Annotated in this window: 14 protein-coding genes; 6 read left to right on the top strand and 8 right to left on the bottom strand. The window is 54.1% G+C overall.

What is annotated here, in order from left to right; genetic code table 11:
• From tnpA to FJM65_RS16465, 3 genes are all read right to left on the bottom strand, one after another.
• Window positions 1–221, bottom strand: a 221-nt coding sequence (tnpA, locus tag FJM65_RS16475) for an IS200/IS605 family transposase (RefSeq protein ID WP_140622652.1), incomplete at its 3' end; no start/stop codon positions are given.
• 386 nt (window positions 222–607) lie between these two features.
• Window positions 608–1792 (bottom strand): metallophosphoesterase, encoded by a 1185-nt coding sequence (locus FJM65_RS16470; RefSeq protein ID WP_140622651.1) that lies wholly within the window; start codon window positions 1790–1792, stop codon window positions 608–610.
• Window positions 1793–1813: 21 nt separating this feature from the next.
• A complete protein-coding gene (locus tag FJM65_RS16465) occupies window positions 1814–2449 on the bottom strand; it encodes an LON peptidase substrate-binding domain-containing protein (protein WP_140622650.1) in 636 nt (211 codons plus the stop codon).
• Window positions 2450–2605: 156 nt separating this feature from the next.
• Here FJM65_RS16465 and mtgA point away from each other — a divergent pair, with 156 nt between their 5' ends.
• The 4 genes from mtgA (at window position 2606) to FJM65_RS16445 (ending at window position 7765) form a co-directional block, all read left to right on the top strand.
• The gene (mtgA, locus tag FJM65_RS16460) at window positions 2606–3340 is read left to right on the top strand and encodes a monofunctional biosynthetic peptidoglycan transglycosylase (protein ID WP_140622649.1); all 735 of its coding nucleotides are present in this window, start codon (window positions 2606–2608) and stop codon (window positions 3338–3340) included.
• Complete coding sequence (locus tag FJM65_RS16455) at window positions 3330–3785, top strand: YybH family protein (protein ID WP_140622648.1); 456 nt, start codon at window positions 3330–3332, stop codon at window positions 3783–3785. Before mtgA ends, FJM65_RS16455 begins: the two co-directional genes overlap by 11 nt.
• A 607-nt stretch (window positions 3786–4392) precedes the next feature.
• Window positions 4393–6324, top strand: coding sequence for a M13 family metallopeptidase (locus tag FJM65_RS16450; RefSeq protein WP_239022991.1), 1932 nt, complete (start codon window positions 4393–4395; stop codon window positions 6322–6324).
• A gap of 598 nt (window positions 6325–6922) precedes the next feature.
• Window positions 6923–7765: a 1,4-dihydroxy-2-naphthoyl-CoA synthase gene (locus tag FJM65_RS16445; protein ID WP_140622646.1), complete on the top strand. Its 843-nt coding sequence runs from the start codon at window positions 6923–6925 to the stop codon at window positions 7763–7765.
• Window positions 7766–7982: 217 nt separating this feature from the next.
• Here FJM65_RS16445 and FJM65_RS16440 read toward each other — a convergent pair whose 3' ends face one another.
• Complete coding sequence (locus tag FJM65_RS16440) at window positions 7983–9125, bottom strand: DEAD/DEAH box helicase (protein WP_140622645.1); 1143 nt, start codon at window positions 9123–9125, stop codon at window positions 7983–7985.
• Between the two features lie 275 nt (window positions 9126–9400).
• A complete protein-coding gene (locus tag FJM65_RS16435) occupies window positions 9401–10342 on the bottom strand; it encodes a DUF5996 family protein (RefSeq protein WP_140622644.1) in 942 nt (313 codons plus the stop codon).
• A gap of 190 nt (window positions 10343–10532) precedes the next feature.
• On the opposite strand from FJM65_RS16435, the gene ppk1 reads away from it, so the two are divergent.
• Window positions 10533–12632 (top strand): polyphosphate kinase 1, encoded by a 2100-nt coding sequence (ppk1, locus tag FJM65_RS16430; protein ID WP_140622643.1) that lies wholly within the window; start codon window positions 10533–10535, stop codon window positions 12630–12632.
• 96 nt (window positions 12633–12728) lie between these two features.
• Here ppk1 and FJM65_RS16425 read toward each other — a convergent pair whose 3' ends face one another.
• Window positions 12729–13628, bottom strand: coding sequence for a Ppx/GppA phosphatase family protein (locus FJM65_RS16425; protein WP_140622642.1), 900 nt, complete (start codon window positions 13626–13628; stop codon window positions 12729–12731).
• Window positions 13629–13974: 346 nt separating this feature from the next.
• Between FJM65_RS16425 and FJM65_RS16420 the strand changes: the two genes are divergently transcribed.
• Window positions 13975–14784, top strand: coding sequence for a murein L,D-transpeptidase catalytic domain family protein (locus FJM65_RS16420; RefSeq protein WP_239022989.1), 810 nt, complete (start codon window positions 13975–13977; stop codon window positions 14782–14784).
• Here the strand turns inward: FJM65_RS16420 and FJM65_RS16415 are convergent.
• Both FJM65_RS16415 and malQ read right to left on the bottom strand, forming a co-directional pair.
• Window positions 14781–15338, bottom strand: a complete 558-nt coding sequence (locus tag FJM65_RS16415; protein ID WP_140622641.1) for a thioredoxin family protein — start codon at window positions 15336–15338, stop codon at window positions 14781–14783. The two genes, FJM65_RS16420 and FJM65_RS16415, sit on opposite strands and share 4 nt — an antisense overlap.
• A gap of 260 nt (window positions 15339–15598) precedes the next feature.
• The gene (malQ, locus tag FJM65_RS16410; protein ID WP_140622640.1) at window positions 15599–17128 is read right to left on the bottom strand and encodes a 4-alpha-glucanotransferase; all 1530 of its coding nucleotides are present in this window, start codon (window positions 17126–17128) and stop codon (window positions 15599–15601) included.
• Window positions 17129–17250: the final 122 nt, after the last annotated feature.

The following is a 17250-nucleotide window of genomic DNA, read 5'->3' as shown; positions in this document are numbered from 1 at the left end:
GACGCTTTCACCAGCAGATGAACGTGGTCGGGCATCACTTCCATTTTCTCGATACGCAAACCCAACTCGCCGGCTTTCTCCATCAGCAGTTCTTTCAGACGAACCTCTATATGACCTGACAGCACCTTTCGTCTGAACTTGGGGCACCATATCAGATGGTAGCCGATGTTGTGGACGGAGGTGGAAGATGTTTTCCAGCGTTTCGGCTTGACTTCCTTCATCGCACAAATATACGAGAAAAGTTATAAGAATGCCAACTGTATACTGTTGTTTCTTTTTTACCACATCGAGTGGTTCAAAACAAAGTCAAATTCATCCCACGGCTAAAGCCCCAAGGTACTGTTCAGGTTTTCAAGATGAAGAGAAAGGGAAGGGCTTCCTTGGGAGCGACATCTTCAAAGTGTCTAGTGCTAGGGCTTTCTCCTTCCCTTCTCTTAGCTTACGGAAAATAGCTTGGTCAAATTGTACTGGCGGCTATGTTCCCAAAGATAGGAGTGATAGGGCTTTCTTTGACGTTTTGCGTAAAGTATAGAAATGAAGGGAGAGAAGAAGCTGCAGCGGTGCCTTCTGCTTTAAAAGCTTCAGGCTGATTCTGGTGCCACCCGGCTCATACCTGCTTTCTGAAAACAAGCCGGCCCTTTTCCGGAGCGTCGGCAGTTACGGTGCGGCACTCAATCCATACCTGGCCGTTACTGTAGTAGTTGAGTATAAAAAAGCCGCGCTCCTCTAACGTAAAGGTGGCCTTGCCGCCCTTTTTCACGAAAGCCAGTTTGCTGCCCGAGCCGCTTACCAGGTAGTGGTTGCCCTGCACCTCAAAGTGCTGCAGGTTATGGTCGTGGCCGCCCACGTAGATCAGGTTATTGTAGCGGTGCAGGATGCGGAGCAGGCGCTTGCGCATCTTTTTATACTTGCGGTGCGACATGTCCTCGTAGGCACCAAAAAGCTTGCGGTAAAACGGGTACAGCGACCCAAAGACCGGCAGGGGTACCAGGAAACGCCTGTGCAGGGCCGTCAGCGGGAAAAGGTGCTGCTTGATGGTAAACTTGCCGCCGTGCATGGCATTGCTGTAGAGGGGGTGGTGGCCTGCAATAAGAATGCGCTGGTGCGTGTTACGCTTGAGCAGCTTGTTCAGGCGCACAAAAAACTCCTCAATGTTGCCGTAGGGGCACCCGTACTGGCTGCCAATGGGTTTAAAGCCGCGCTGCACAAACCACTGCGTGTTGATCACGACCAAAAGCAGCCCTTCTGTCAGTTGCAAGGAGTAGGGGCCCGGGCAGCCTTTCGGGGGCAGGTAGCAGTCGGGTTGGGGCAGGTGCTCCTGCACATAGCATTCCTGCCGCTGCATTTGCTTGTAGCCGCCCTCGCGCCCTTTCAGCCAGTCGTGGTTGCCGCTCAGGAAAATGCCTTTGCCCGGATAGCTTTTTATAGAGTGCAGCAGCGTGTTGAGGCGGATTTCGGCGGCATCCCGGTGGCGGTTGCCCGGTTCGGGCAGCCCGATAGGGTAGAGGTTGTCGCCCAGGAAAATCATGCAGCCCTTGTCCTGCACCTCTTCCTGCCACTGGCTCACCAGCTTTAACACCGGGTCGCTACCGTCTGTGGCTACGGCGCCCACATCGCCCAGCAGGGCCACCGAGTGCAGCAGCTGAGCCTCAGTAGCCGGGCTGTGCCGCTGCCACCCCACATCCGATAACCTGTAAAAAGGCTTGCGACGGTACCTGCGCTCCTGCCAGTAGCTAAAGACCAGGAACGATAAAATCAGCACCGGAACAATGATCAGAAAGTATAGCAGCATAACGTATAAACAGCCCGGAGCCTAAAAGTTTGGGGGAGTCAGGTTTTTAAAGTGGCCGTTCAGCCTCACGCGCTCCTTCAGCCGCTCTGTCTCCTGCAGCACGGGCATTACCTGCTGCAGGTGCTGCAGAATGGCCTCCTGGCGCTCCTGCTCGCTTAGTAGCTGGAGCAGCGTGTACTCCTGCTCGGTGTTCAGGCCAAGTTGATGCCCGATCGTGTAGCTGTTAAAGTCCTCGGGCAGTTCCTCATACAAATTGCCCAGGCCAAGCGTCTCGTAGAGTTTCTCCAGCTTCTCCCGTATCTTCATTTTGGTGATGATGTCCTCGTCAAACTTGTTCTCCACAAACTCCACCTCGCCGCCGGCGTAGAGCCTGCCGGGCGCCATTTTGTCGAACTTGAGGATCTTGAAGATGCGCAGCCCCTTGGTGCGGATGTCCATTTCGCCGTTGTCATACTTCTTCTCGATGCGCAGGATCTCCATCTCCGTGCCGAACAGGCCCACCCCGTTTTTGATAAAGGTCGGGATTCCGAAGGTTTTGCCTTCTTCCACACATTCCAGCACCAGCTGCTTGTAGCGTGGCTCAAATACGTGCAGGTTTAGTTTCTCCTCCGGAAAAACTACAATGCTCAGCGGGAAAAGCGGCAGGTACTTGCTCATAGGATCAGCTAAATGGGTGATGGCTGCCACACGGGCGGCAGCAAACTGCTCCCATTACCTACGCTTTTGCTTAGCGCAGCGTTTTGTGCGGGCAAGGCAGCGTTAGGAAAATATCCTAAACTGCTTACCTTTGCGGCCTGATGAGAAAGGGCGTAAATGGCTAAGAAACAACTGGGGCTGCGGCAGCTGAAGCTGCTTTTCGTGAAGCTGGCGCTCAGCCTTTTTCTGATGAGCATCGTATGGGTGCTGCTGTACCGCTGGGTGGCACCGCCTGCTACGCTGCACATGCTCAAGCGTCGCGCCGAGGCGGGCGCCGCAGCGAAAGAACATCCCGAAATAAAGTATGATTTTGTGCCGCTGGAGGAAATGTCGCCGCAACTGCCGCTGGCGGTGGTGGCCTCAGAAGACCAGAAATTTCTGCAGCACCACGGCTTCGACTTCGATGCCATATCAGACGCCTTTGCGCGTAACCAAGAGGGTGGGAAGATCCGGGGCGGGAGCACCATCAGCCAGCAGGTGGCTAAAAACGTATTTCTGTGGCACGGGCGCAGCTACCTGCGCAAAGCGGTAGAGGCCTACTTTACAGTGCTGATCGAAGTGCTGTGGGGCAAGCAGCGCATTCTGGAAGTATACCTGAACATTGCCGAAATGGGGGATGGCGTGTTCGGCGTGGAGGCGGCCTCGCAGGCATACTTTAACAAACCGGCCAAAGACGTAGGCCGCATGCAGGCCGCGCTTTTGGCGGCAGTGCTGCCTAACCCCATCAAATACTCGGCCCGCCGGCCATCGGGTTATATCTTTACGCGCAGGGTACGCATAGCGCGGGCGATGGGCAGGTTGGGCGGCACTAATTATATCAAAGAAATTTTACCTCCGGAAGATGAAAAATAAGCTATACCTCCTGTTGGCCTTGTGCCTGTTTGGTTTTGCCGGCTGCCGAAGCGCCAAAAGCCCATCTGGTGCGGCCAGTGACCGGGCAGCGGTGAGCCAGGTGCTGGCAGATCAGGCTGCCTGCTGGAGCCGCGGCGACCTGGAGTGCTACATGCAGGGTTACTGGCAGTCCGACTCGCTGTTATTTGTGGGCTCCCGTGGCCTGACCTATGGTTGGCAGCAGACATTGGCAAACTATAAAAAAGGTTACCCGGATGCCTCGGCTATGGGCAAACTTAATTTTAAGCTGAAAGAGCTGCGGCAGCTGTCCCCGGAAACGATGCTGGTGGTGGGCAAGTGGCACCTGGCCCGTGAGGCTGCCAAAGGCGACCTGGAGGGCTACTTCTCTGTTATCTTCCGGAAATTTCCGGAGGGATGGAAGATCATTGCCGACCACTCCAGCTAAAGTGTTGGTTATAAGCTGATTTTACCCTTTTTAGTAAAACCACCCCAAGGCGATTGCGTATAATAAAGTACATACTACATACTGGTTTTTAACGGACAGGCGACATGCCTGACTCAAGCTTGCTGAAGCTTGCCGGACTTTTGTCCGCATGTTTGTTTAAAACAGGGAAGCCTGCTATAGTTTCGTCTATAGCAGGCTTTCTTTTTGGTATTCCTACCGGGCTATTAAACCTTCGGGCCAATCCACATTCTAATCAACCGGAAGCGGGTAAGCCCTTTTTGTACTAACTGTCGAAGGGTTTGCAGCAACATCGCTATACTTATACGTCTGAATTTTTTAGCGCCTACTTTTGTTGGTGTAACATCAAGGAGGGTAAAATATAGCTATTTTCCATTTTTTAGCAGTATTTTAGAGCCGGGACTGTTACTTCGGTACCACCTCCATTTTAATCTATACTTTACAACCTTTTAACAAATTGATGAAAAGCATGTCGAATTGGAAGAATCACCTCCGACTATTACTTTTCGGGGCTGCTGTGCTGTATGGCGCAGACGCTTCCGCGCAGCAGCAGGCTGACACCAAAACGCCCTTTATTGACAAAGCCAACATGGACCTTTCGGTAAAGCCAGGCGATGACTTTTATACTTATGCCAGTGGCGTATGGGTGAAAAACAACCCGGTGCCGGCCAAAGAAACCCGTTGGGGCAGCTTTAACCTGCTGCGCGAGTTCAACATCCAGGCCGTGAAGGATATCCTCAACGAGGCAGCTGCCGATAAGAACGCCGCGACAGGCTCTGTAACAAAGCGCGTAGGCGACTTCTACGCCGCCGCCATGGACAGCGCCGCCATTGATAAACTGGGCTACAAGCCGATCAAGAAAGACCTGAAAAGAGCCGGCAAAGTGAAAAACGTGCAGGGCGTTCTCAATGAGGTGGCTTACCAGCGTACTTCCGGCGTGGGCTCTCCTATGTTCGGCTTCTATGTAGGGCAGGACCGCAAGAACGTGGATGTTATGATCCCGCAGTTTAGCCAGGGCGGCACCACGCTGCCAGACCGCGACTACTACCTGAAGGACGACGCCCGCAGCCAGAAAATTCAGGAGGCCTACAAAACCTACATCACCCAGCTGTTTAGCCTGACCGGTTCTTCTGAGAAGGAGGCAAAGCAAAACGCCGAGACTATCTTTAACCTAGAGAAAAAGCTGGCTGCAGCGCAGATGGCGCGTGTGGAAATGCGCGACCCGTATAAAACATACAACAAGTTTGCCGTTGCCGACTTCAGCAAGACCACCCCGAACGTGGACTGGCAGCCGCTGATGGCCAACATGAAAGTAACCGGAGAAGATACCGTGCTGGTGAACAACCCGAAGTTCTTTACCGAACTGAACGGCCTGCTTACCTCCACGCCCATAGAAGACTGGCAAACCTACCTGCAGTGGAACGTGCTGAAATCTGCGGCGCCATACCTGAGCAAGCCGTTTGTGGATGCTAACTTTGCTTACTCGCAGGCATTGACGGGCCAGAAAGTGCAGACGCCGCGCTGGCAAACCATGTCTCAGATGACAGACCGGACCATTGGCGAGCTGCTGGGCCAACTGTATGTGCAGAAGCACTTCAAGCCGGAGGCAAAAGCCAGAATGAACGAGCTGATCGGTAACCTGATCAAAGCCTACGAGATCCGCATCAACAACTTGGACTGGATGAGTGCCGAGACCAAGGAGAAAGCGCTGGCCAAGCTGCATGCTTTCCGTCCGAAGGTAGGCTACCCGGATAAGTGGAAAGATTACGAAGGTCTGGAAATCAGCCGCAAATCATTCTTCCAGAACGTGCGCAACGCGGGCGTTTGGGGCTACAACGACATGGTCAGTCAGCTGGGCAAGCCGGTGGACAGAACCAAGTGGGGCATGACACCTCCGACGGTGAATGCCTATTATAGCCCGGTGATGAACGAGATCGTTTTTCCGGCAGGTATCCTGCAGTTCCCGTTCTTCGACCCGAACGCGGATGACGCGGTGAACTACGGCGGTATCGGTGCTGTGATCGGCCATGAGATCTCGCACGGGTTTGACGACTCCGGTAGCCAGTACGACAAAGACGGTACGCTGCGCAACTGGTGGACAGAGCAGGACCGCATCCGGTTTGAGGAGAAAGCCAAAACGCTGCAGGAGCAGTACGACGCCTATACCGTGCTGGACACAGTGCATGTGAACGGCAAGCTGACGCTGGGCGAGAACATCGGTGACCTGGGTGGCCTGAACGCCGCTTACGAAGCCTTTAAAATGACCGAGCAGGGCCAGTCAGATGAGAAGATCGATGGCTTTACGCCGGATCAGCGCTTCTTCCTGTCGTGGGCGCAAGTATGGCGTGGCAACATTCTGCCAGAGGCCGCTGCCCAGCAGATTGTGACCGACCCGCACTCACCTGGCCAGTACAGGACCGTTGGCCCGGTAGTGAACATGGATGCCTGGTACGAGGCCTTTAACGTGCAGCCTGGCGATAAGCTGTACAAATCGCCTGAGGAAAGAATCAGACTCTGGTAACCCGGACCTGACGCAAGTATAAAGTATGAAAAGCCGCTCTGGAAGTATAACCGGAGCGGCTTTTTCGGTTTTTGTAAGAAGTTTATGCTTTGGAGCGGCCATCATCAGATGCCGCAAGTTTAGCAACAGCGTATATATGGCAAAGCATGAAGCCTGCTTGCAATTGGCTTTCTGGGTGAGCAGAAAAAAATCGGTAGGTAAAATAGCCCTCTCGGGAGGGGAAGGGGTGGGTTTGTACTTTGTAGGGACAGGTTGAGACTTGGCCGCGCGAGGGCAGCAGCTATGAAACTTATACATGAGTAACAGCAATGAACAAACTCCCCTTAGACAAGGCTACGATCAGGAGACAAAGTACACATTCAGCTAACCTACTGCGAGTTTTCAACTCGTGGTTTCCCACGGGCCAAGCTTTCAGCTTGCGTGGATTGTACGGTTTATACTTTCACTAATAGCCATAAATTACGCTCCGCTAATCTTGCGGCAGGAAGGGGCTTGCCAAAGTATAAAATACAGCCTCAGCCATTGCTTCTCCAGCAAATCACCCGCTGCGTTGGCACCAAAGTATGAAAAGCCGTATTTTTACAAAAAAATTGAAGATATGAGTCAAGCAAACTGGATTACAGTTAAAGAATACGAAGATATCACCTATAAAAAGTCGGGTGGGGTGGCCCGTATTGCCTTCAACAGGCCGAATGTGCGCAACGCCTTCCGCCCGAAAACCGTGGCAGAGCTTTTCGAGGCTTTCCTGGACGCCCGCGAGGATACCGACATCGGCGTCGTGTTGCTTTCCGCCGAAGGCCCTTCTACCAAAGACGGGGTGTACTCATTCTGCAGCGGCGGGGATCAGAACGCGCGCGGTTTCCAAGGGTATGTGGATGAGAGTGGAATGCCGCGCCTGAACATCCTGGAGGTGCAGCGCCTGATCCGCTTTATGCCGAAAGTGGTGATGGCCGTGGTGCCGGGCTGGGCAGTTGGTGGCGGTCACTCGCTGCACGTCGTTTGCGACCTGACGCTGGCCAGCAAAGAGCACGCGATCTTTAAGCAGACAGATGCCGACGTAACCAGTTTCGACGGGGGCTATGGCTCTGCTTACCTGGCGAAGATGGTAGGGCAGAAGCGTGCCCGCGAGATCTTCTTCCTGGGCAGAAACTACTCTGCACAGGAGGCTTATGACATGGGTATGGTAAACGCCGTGGTGCCGCACGAGGAATTGGAAGCCACTGCTTTCCAGTGGGCGCAGGAGATACTGGCCAAATCGCCAACCTCCATCAAGATGCTGAAATTTGCCTTTAACCTGACCGATGACGGCATGGTGGGGCAGCAGGTGTTTGCCGGTGAGGCCACCCGCCTGGCGTACATGACCGAAGAAGCGAAAGAAGGCAGAAACGCATTCCTGGAGAAGCGCAAACCTGATTTCTCCAACATCAAATGGATTCCGTAACAGGGAGTACAAGTAAAAAACTAAAACAGGCGAGCCAACCAGCTCGCCTGTTTTAGTTTACGTTCATCTTCACAAGTTCAATAGCATATTTTTCTCATCCTGAAAGGATCTTGTGGGCGAACTCAATAAAGTCTGGTCATGCACCACTACAGCTTTTACCGGGATTCTTTCAGAATGACAGAATAATATTACTCGGCAATTCCTGATTATTTTCTTCCTAAAACCTAGCCAGGTCGATGTCATCTGTCGGGGTCATCGGCACGCGCTTGCCCATCTTTTTCTGGATCACCTTAAAGTGATGCTCTTCGTCTGGAGAGATAAGGGAGAGCGCTTCGCCGGAGGTTTCGGCACGACCCGTGCGGCCTATGCGGTGCACGTAGTCTTTGGGGGAGCGGGGCAGTTCATAATTGATCACGTGGGGCAGGAATTTGATGTCGATGCCGCGTGCGGCCAGGTCGGTGGCGACCAGTACGCGCACGTTGCCAGCCTTAAACCGGCGCAGCGCCTCGGTGCGGGCGCCCTGGCTCTTGTCCCCGTGAAAGGCGGCCGCCTCTATGCCGTTCTTTACAAGCTTACCCACCACGTTATTAGCCGTCCGGATAGACGAGGCAAACACCAGCACCTGTTGCATGTCATGCTGCTTGATAAGGTAGCGCAGCAAGGGCCCTTTGCGCTCGGCGGCCACCTGGTAGGCCATCTGGTTGATCAGCTCCGGTACAACGGCTTCTTCCTCAATTTTGATCTTTATCGGGTTGTGCAGCATATCAGCCACCAGAAAAGCCACTTCCTCATGCAGGGTAGCGGAAAAGAGCACGTTCTGACGCCTGGCTGGCAGCAGCGCAAAGATCTTCTCCATCTCTTCCTTAAAGCCAAGGTGCAGCATTTTATCTGCCTCATCCAGCACCAGCACTTCCACCTCCGATAGCTGTAGGGCTTTGCGGTCCACCAGGTCCAGCAGGCGGCCAGGGGTGGCAATCAGTACGTCGGTGCCGTGCAGCTTCATCATCTGCGGGTTAACCGATACACCTCCAAACACCGCCATCGACTTTACCTGGCGCGGCAGGTCGGCAGCAAAGGATTGCAGCACTTGGGCTACCTGCATGGCCAGTTCGCGTGTCGGCACCAGTACCAGTATAGGCACTGCCCTGTTTTGAGTGGGAGCCTTGCGCTGCAGTACCTCCAGGATGGGCAGCACGTAGCTGGCCGTTTTGCCGGAGCCGGTTTGCGCCAAACCAAGTATGTCTTTTCCCTGCAGCATGGCAGGAATGGCTTGCTGTTGAATGGGATAGGGCGAAGTATAGTGCTGCGTCTCTACTGCGCGTACCAGGGGAGCCGACAAGCCAAGGGAGGAAAAAGACATGAGGTTGCTGTTTATAGTGTCTAAAAGGCCTGCAAAGATAAGGCTTATACTTTAGAACGACCGATACCTATACTTTATACTTTGTTCAGGATGCCCTTCTAGTTGGTGTGCAGGTATAAACCCAGCCCTTAGAGCTACGCTCGCTACCTTCTAACTCCCGTTCTCGGTAGTCCAGAGGAGGGGAATTCTCATATTTGTAACATGATTTCCCTCTCCGATGGGGTAGGGTGTTCATCGCAACTTGTAATTCATACTTTTTGATAGGTAATTCATGCCTACAGCGCCTCCAAGGGCGGCACCGTTAATTCCTCCACGGGCCACTTGGCCAGCCGGGCGCCTGCCTGGTAGGCGCTTTCCAGGAAGTTGAGCAGGGCCTGCCGCGGGTTGCTCAGTTGGCGCAGTTCCTCGTAGTTAAGCACAGCCATGGGGCTTCCGTTGCTGTCTACCCAGCTGGCCTGCGCCGGCTGCAGCGGCTCTTTGTCCAGTCCCTCCGGTGAGGGGAAAGTATACGAGTAAAAAGCCGGAAACCGCACCTGGTCGTCGCCGGGCCAAAAACCGAAGCTAACTACTTCATGCGAGTAGGCATCTTTTTCCACCTGGCTGGCGTCGGGGTTTACGGGCACCCGCTTGCCGGAAAAGCGCGTTACCGTCAGGTCGAGGTGGTGCCAGTAGAGCTGCACCGGGCAGGTTTTGCCGTAGAAGCGGCCGCTGAACTCTTTTAAGACCTGGTCTACGGTAACCAGCACGCGCCAGTAGCGGTGCACCTGCTCGGGGTGATAGGTGGCATGGGTATGGTCCTGCGCAAACGGGATGGTGCTTTTATTGTCGTAGGGTGTGGCCTGAAGCGTCACGTGAATGCCGAGCACCTCCAGCGCCTTCATCACCTGTTCATAGAACGCAGCCACGCTCAGGCCATCCTGCAAGGGGATGCTTTCTGTAGCGCCGGTGCTGGTGCAAATGGTTAGCTGGTGGTCAATGAAATCGAACGCACACTCAAACGTATAAAACTTATAGGGGATGGGGCCTGTAGCCAAACCGCGGCTGCTTACGTACAGCGTCACGTTCCACCAGTGGTTGCGGCGCGGCATCAGCTTGAGCCGGATTTTGCCGATGACCTGCAAGTATAAATGAAGCGTATCTTTGGTGCTCTCCCACTCCTCCAGGGGCAGTGGCGGAAACTCATCCAGAACAGGTGGTATGGCGGTAGCTGATGACATGGCAGTTTTGGTTGATGCTACTGCTTGTACGCGGCTATTTGCCCAGGGGTGCGGCCGGAAACCCGGTACGAAAGAAATTTTCAGCAATATGAGGCATAAGCTATACTTTATCCTTATATTTTGGGTTTAGGAAATACAGCGGGGCCAGGCACCGAAAACAAGGGGGCGGGCGCCTAAAAATATAGAAGACATGCTTATCAGTAAGGTTTCTGACCAGATAAAGAAAAGTAAGTACATTAGCCGCGACCTGAGCTGGCTGCGCTTTAACTACCGCGTGCTGGACCAGGCCCGCGATGCCGGCAAAAGCCTTTTCGACAGGCTGAAGTTTCTGGCCATTACCTCGTCTAACCTCGACGAGTTTTTTATGATCCGGGTGGGTAGCTTGTACAATTACCTCGACTACGGAAAAGAGCGTACCGACTACTCCGGCCTGCGCGAGCTGCCCTTCCGAAAGAAGCTGCTCGATTACGCCCACCGCTTTGTAAACGACCAGTACCTGACCTTCAACAACGAGCTGAAGCCGCTATTCGCCAAGAACGGCTTTGACATACTGAAGGTAAACGAACTGACGGAGATCGAGCAGAAAAAAGTAGACTCCTACTTTAAGAACACGCTGTACCCGCTGCTCACGCCCATGGTTTTTGATAACTACCACGGCTTTCCGCTGCTCATGAACCAGCTGCTAACCTTTGGCGTGGTAACCCGGGTAACCGACGAGGGCAAGCCGCAGGACAGGGTAACTTTTGTGCAGATACCGCAGAACCTGGCCCGTTTTTACGAGATCAACCGCAAAGACAAGATCATTTTTGTGGCTATTGAGGAGATTGTGCGCTGGAAGATCAAGAAGCTGTTCCGCAACGTGGAGATCGTTTCTGTAAACCTGTTCCGGATTACCCGCAACGGCGACTTCACCCTGGAAGAGTCGGATGACCTGGAGGCGGACTTTGTGCAGGAGATCAAAGCTAAGCTGAAAACGCGCAAAAAAGGCCGCGTGGTGCGCCTGGAGGTAGAGCGGAATCCCTCGCAGTTTATGATGAAGATCCTGAAGGAGCGCTGGGTGATCGACAATGCCAACGTGTTTACCATCAACAGCCAGCTGGATTTGCGCGGCCTGTGGCAGATCGTGAACCACCGCCAGTTTAAGGACCGCGGCTTTAGGCAACCAGCCTCGGTGCTTCCGGTTAGCCTGCCTAGCGATGGCGTGGACATGTTTGAGTACCTGAAAGAGCACGATGTGCTGCTGCACCACCCTTACAACAGCATGGAGCCGGTGGTAAACCTGCTGGAGCGCGCCGCCGAGGACCCCTCGGTGCTGGGGATAAAGCAGACGATTTACCGCCTGGCAGACCAAAGCCGTGTCACGGCAGCCCTCCTGAAAGCGGCTGAGAACGGGAAGCACGTATCGGTGCTGTTCGAGGTGAAGGCGCGCTTTGATGAGGAGCGCAACATCAAAGAGGGAGAGCGTCTGGAGAAAGCCGGGTGTTTTGTGATCTACGGCATCAGCAAGTATAAAACGCACACCAAAATGATGATGATCATCCGCAAGGAAGGGGAGAAGGTGACGCGCTACGTGCACATTGGCAGCGGCAACTACAACGAGCAGACGGCCCGCCTGTACTCCGACGTGAGCCTGCTGACGACAAATGAGATCTATGCCCACGACGTGTCGGAGTTCTTTAACGTTATCACCGGCCACTCCCGGCCTAACGAGTATAAATACCTGATCACGTCTCCAAAGGGCATGCGCAGCCACCTGATCGAGCTGATCCGGCACGAGGCCCGCAACGCCAAAAAAGGGTTGAAAAGCGGCATCGTGATCAAAATAAACTCGCTGGAGGACAAAGAGGTGATTGATGAACTGTACAAGGCTTCCAGGGCGGGTGCGCCGGTAAAGCTCATTGTGCGGGGCATCTGCTGCCTGCGCCCGGGCCGCGAAGACCTGAGTGAGAACATCACCGTGAAAAGCATCGTGGGGGAGTACCTGGAGCACTCGCGCCTGTACTACTTCCACAACAACGGCGACCCGAAAGTGTACAGCGGCAGCGCCGATATGATGGTGCGCAGCTTCGACCGCCGTATCGAGGCGCTCTTCCTCATCACTAACGCAGAGCTGAAGCGGGAGGCCATCAACATCCTGTACTATAACCTGCTGGATAACCAGAACTCTTATAGTATGCGGGAGGACGGCACGTACGTAAGGCGCCGCGCCGGTGCCAACGAGGAACTGGTGGACATCCACAAGCTCTTTTTCAACAAGGCCTACGCTACCGAAGAACTGGACCTGGTGTAAGTATGGGTTGTCCGGTATCCGTTGCGGGTTTGTAGCAAGTATGATGTTTTAAAACATGTACTACCTGCACAAACAACGAATACCGGACAATTACTATTAGCTGATCTTGGTAATTACAAACCGCTCGGGGTGGTAGCGCTCGTAGAGGGAGTGCAGCATACCGTCTTTGAGGCCCACGGCTGGCACGATCATACTTTCCAGCTTAGCCCATTTCATGGCCGAAAGGTATATTTCGGAGGCAGGCACAATCACATCGGCGCGGTCCGGGTTTAAGAGGAGGTCTGTGATGCGCTGCTCCATACTTAGGCTGGCAATGTAGCTGGCCACTTCCTCGATCTGCTTCCGGAAAATAGGCTTGCCAGAAGATTTACCGGCAATTTCATAGATCTTGTTGATGTTGCCGCCCGTGCCGATGGCGCGCGAAAGGTGATACTTCTTCGCGTTGGTCTCGATCCAGGTGCGCATGCTGTTCCACATTTCCTCAGAGTCGCGGCCATGCATGTGGCGGATAGAGCCCTGCTCAAACGACTGCGACGCCATTTTCTCCCGGTTCACATAGATGTTGAACTCGGTGCTGCCGCCGCCCACGTCGATGTGCAGGTAGTTGCGCTCATCCAGGAAATTATAGATAACCTTGTTGATCAGGTCAGCTTCGGTCTCCCCGTCGATAACCTGTATCTCCATGCCCACTTCTTCGCGCACCCGCTCAATTATCTCCGGGGCATTTAGCGAGCTGCGCATGGCCGAGGTGGCGCAGATCATATAGTGGTCTACGTCGTGCACATCCAGCAGCAGCTGCAGGGCTTTCAGTAGCTTTACAAACTTCTCAATTTTCAGGTCGCTGATGTAGCCGGTATTAAACACATCCTCGCCAAAACGGATGGCGTAGCGGATGTATTCTACTTTTTTAAAGAAAACTCTCCCGTGCTGATTCAGTACGCTGGAGATCTGGCATCTCACCGCATTAGACCCTATATCTATGGCAGCTAACTTCAAAGGCAAATGGTTTTTGGTTGTGTATCCCTGTAAATATAAGCAATATCGGCCACTGTGGCTGTAACCTTGGGCAGAAAGAACACGCTTTTCCCAGGCAATTAAGGGCAAACCAAGGATGAAGGTGCCTTTTTACCAGCTAACTTGGTGTTCACGAAACGCACAGGCAGCCAGCGCTGCCAGAGGCAAGCACGGCTGGCCGCAAAGCTTCAGGGCAGGCGGCGAGCATCGTGCAACAGGTGGGTGGGAAGAACTGTAAGCACCGTTGTTTTTAAACCGTAGTGGCGCATGGCCGTAAAATCTGTAAGTATAATATTCTGAAGAGATGAGAAAGCCAAGATGGAGATATATGCGGCGGAAGCTGAAGCGAAACCTGTTGCCCCTGTTTGCGCCGCTTGTGCTCGCACCGGTGGCCACGCCTGTGCAAACAGGAAATGCCACGCCGGGTACCAAACCAGAAATGCTGAAGCGCCGCATGGCCAACGTGAAACTGATGCGTTTTAACCAGGTTGCCTACAACCTCTACAGCCACATGCAACTGCAGGAAACGGGGCTGCGCTTTGAAGTGTTTAACAAAGCCTTAACGGGCTACTACAACATGCGCCACAACAACGAAGTGTCAGGCAAGCCCTACATCACTATTGTGGATTTTACGAAGTCCTCTAACGAGAAGCGGCTTTGGGTAGTGGATGTGGAGAAGAAGGTGCTTTTGTTTAATACGTATGTGTCGCATGGCCGAAACTCGGGCAATGAGTTTGCCGAGAGCTTCTCGAACGATAGCGGCTCGTACATGAGCAGCATTGGCTTTTACGTCACATCCGACACCTATTACGGCAAGCACGGCCTCTCGCTTCGCCTGGATGGGCTGGACGAGGGCTTTAACACCAATGCCCGCGACCGCTGCATTGTGGTTCACGGCGCTGACTATGCCACGGAGGATTTTATTGATCAGGCAGGCCGCCTGGGCCGCAGCCTGGGATGCCCGGCCATACCCATGGAGGAGCACGAAGACGTGATCAATGCAGTAAAGGGAGGCACGACCATGTACGTGCACGCGGCAAACGACAAGTATACCTCGCAGTACCTGGACCACGTAACAGCCATGAAAGAACTCGTGAGCGAGCACAAAGCAGACCTGCCCTCACCGGAGCAGGCTTAAGCTACCCGCCACTTGATGCTGCAGCCTATGCCGGGGCGCTGTTGCGCCGGCACTGGCCTGCCAGCCAAGAGGGCATCCAAGGCATGGCGTAGGTCCTCCCCGGTGACAGCGATGTCATTCTTTGGTCTGGAACTGTCGAACTGGCCATGGTAACAGAGGCGGAGGCCACCGTCATACACAAAAAACTCGGGGGTACACGCAGCCTGATAGGTGCGGGCTACCTGCTGTGTCTGGTCGTAGAGGTAAGGGAACGGGAACTGCATTTGTTTGGCAAGTTCCTTCATGTGGTCCGGCCCGTCCTGTGGGTACTGGCTGGCGTCGTTGGCGTTGATGGCGATAAAACTTACCCCTCGTGCCTGGTAGGTTCGGGCTATTTCTACAAGGGCTGGCAGAATGTGTTCCACATAGGGGCAGTGGTTGCAGATAAACATGATCACGGTGGCCTTAGGGGAGGCGGCCTCTTCCAGCGACACCAGGTTGCCGGTTATCATATCTAAAAGGGCAAAGTTCTGGGCCTTTGCCCCCAAGGTAAGCTGCCTGCTTTGCTGTGCCATCGTTTTGTTCGGTTGAGGTTTGGGTGAAACATGCTGCGATGCCTCTAAGATAAACCTTTGACTCTAAATAACAAACAAAACGCAACGTAAGCATCAGCTGATAGGCAAGCCTATGCGCTTAGGCGGCAGGACACTTGTGAACCAACTTCTCCCGGTAATATTTTGCGAGACAAATGCCAGCAGCCTTCACCCTTTTTACAATATCCATCCATACTATAGGTTGCCTGCAAACTACAAGTATAGCCTGGCCTAACACCAGCTTATTCTGCTTCAGGCTCCTGATACCTGCCGTAGCGAATGGCCATTTCTTTTAGCTCCTGGATGTGCTCTTTTGTAAACTGGTGCGGCAGCAGGCGGTACTCCCAGTTCCCGGAGCTGGTGGAGGGCTTGTTCATGATGTGGCGCTGCCCCAGCCCAAGTATATCCTGCATGGGCAACACCGCCAGTTGCGCCACCGAGCTGTAAGCCAGCCAGTCCAGGATGCGGTGCACGTTGTTCTGGTGTATATGATGGGTGCTGTAGGCGCGCAGCCGGTGCCTGTCGGCTTTGGAGGCATCGTGCTTGTACCAGCCGCGCACGGTATTGTTATCGTGGGTGCCGGTATACACAATGCTGTTCTGGATGTGGTTGTGCGGGGCGTACAGGCTCTGCGGCAGGTCCTCGCCAAAGGCGAACAGCAGCACGCGCATGCCCGGCAGCTTAAACCTCTCCATCAGGGTGCGCACCGGCTGGTCAATCTCGCCCAAGTCCTCAGCCACAATCGGCAGCTCCTGAAACTCCTGCTGCACAAGCTTTAAAAGAGCCGCTCCAGGCGATTTTACCCATTTGCCGTTGATGGCGGTCTTTTCGCCGGCGGGCACTTCCCAATAAGCCGAGAAAGCCCGGAAGTGGTCCAGGCGCAGCAGGCTGAATAGCTGCAGGTTGTGCTCAACGCGGTGCAGCCACCAATCAAAGTCCCGCTCTTTTAGCACCTTCCAATCAAATACCGGCGTACCCCAGAGCTGCCCTGTTTCGCTAAAGTAATCCGGCGGCACACCCGATACGGCGGTCGGTTTTCCCTCGCTATCGAGCTTAAAGATGTCAGGGTGGCTCCAAACGTCGGCGCTGTCGTGGCTCACGTAAAAGGGCATGTCCCCGAAAAAGAGGATGCCTCTGCTGTGGCAATAGTCCTTTAGCCGCTGCCACTGGCGGTAAAACAGGAACTGCAGGAACATCTCATACTCCACCTGCTCACTCAGCTCCTCTGCCAGTTGCCCCACCGCCTGCTTGTCGCGCCACTTTAGCTCTTGTGGCCACTCAGTCCAGCTTTTATGGTTGAAGTGCTGGTTGAAGGCCACAAAGTGGGCATAGTCCTGCAGCCACAGCTTGTGCTCTTTCTGAAACCGGGCAAAGTCTTTCCAGAGCACATCGGGCAGCTCCTCGCTAAAGTTTTTGTAGGCCTTGCGCAGCAGCTTGTGCTTATACCGAGTTACCTGCCGAAAGTCCACCCGCTCCTCGTCGAACTTCTCGTTGTGCTGCAGGTCCTTGCTGTGCAACAGGCCATCGCGCACCAGTTCCTCCGGGCTGATGAGCAGCGGGTTGCCGGCAAAGGCCGAGTGGCTGCTGTAGGGCGAGTTTCCGTAGCTGGTCTCGGTAGGGTTGAGCGGAAGGATTTGCCAGTACCGCTGCCCCGCCTGCTGCAGCTGGTCTGCAAAAGTATACGCCTCCGGCCCCAGATCTCCGATGCCGAAGCGGGAGGGAAGGGAGGTGATGTGGAGCAGAATGCCCGCGCTGCGTTCAGGTACGATCATAGTAGAAATTAAGAGTTTAGGAGTTCAGGAGTTAGAGAGTTGTAGTAGTTAGAAAATTAAAAAGTTAGAAGGTTATAAAGTTGTAGAAGCGCCAAACGTTGCGCCTTCGTCTGAAGCAATCA

This window comes from Pontibacter mangrovi, assembly GCF_006385705.1.
Classification (GTDB): Bacteria; Bacteroidota; Bacteroidia; order Cytophagales; family Hymenobacteraceae; genus Pontibacter; species Pontibacter mangrovi.
Note: the sequence above shows the minus strand (reverse complement) of the source record. Positions and strands in the feature narration are given on the sequence as shown.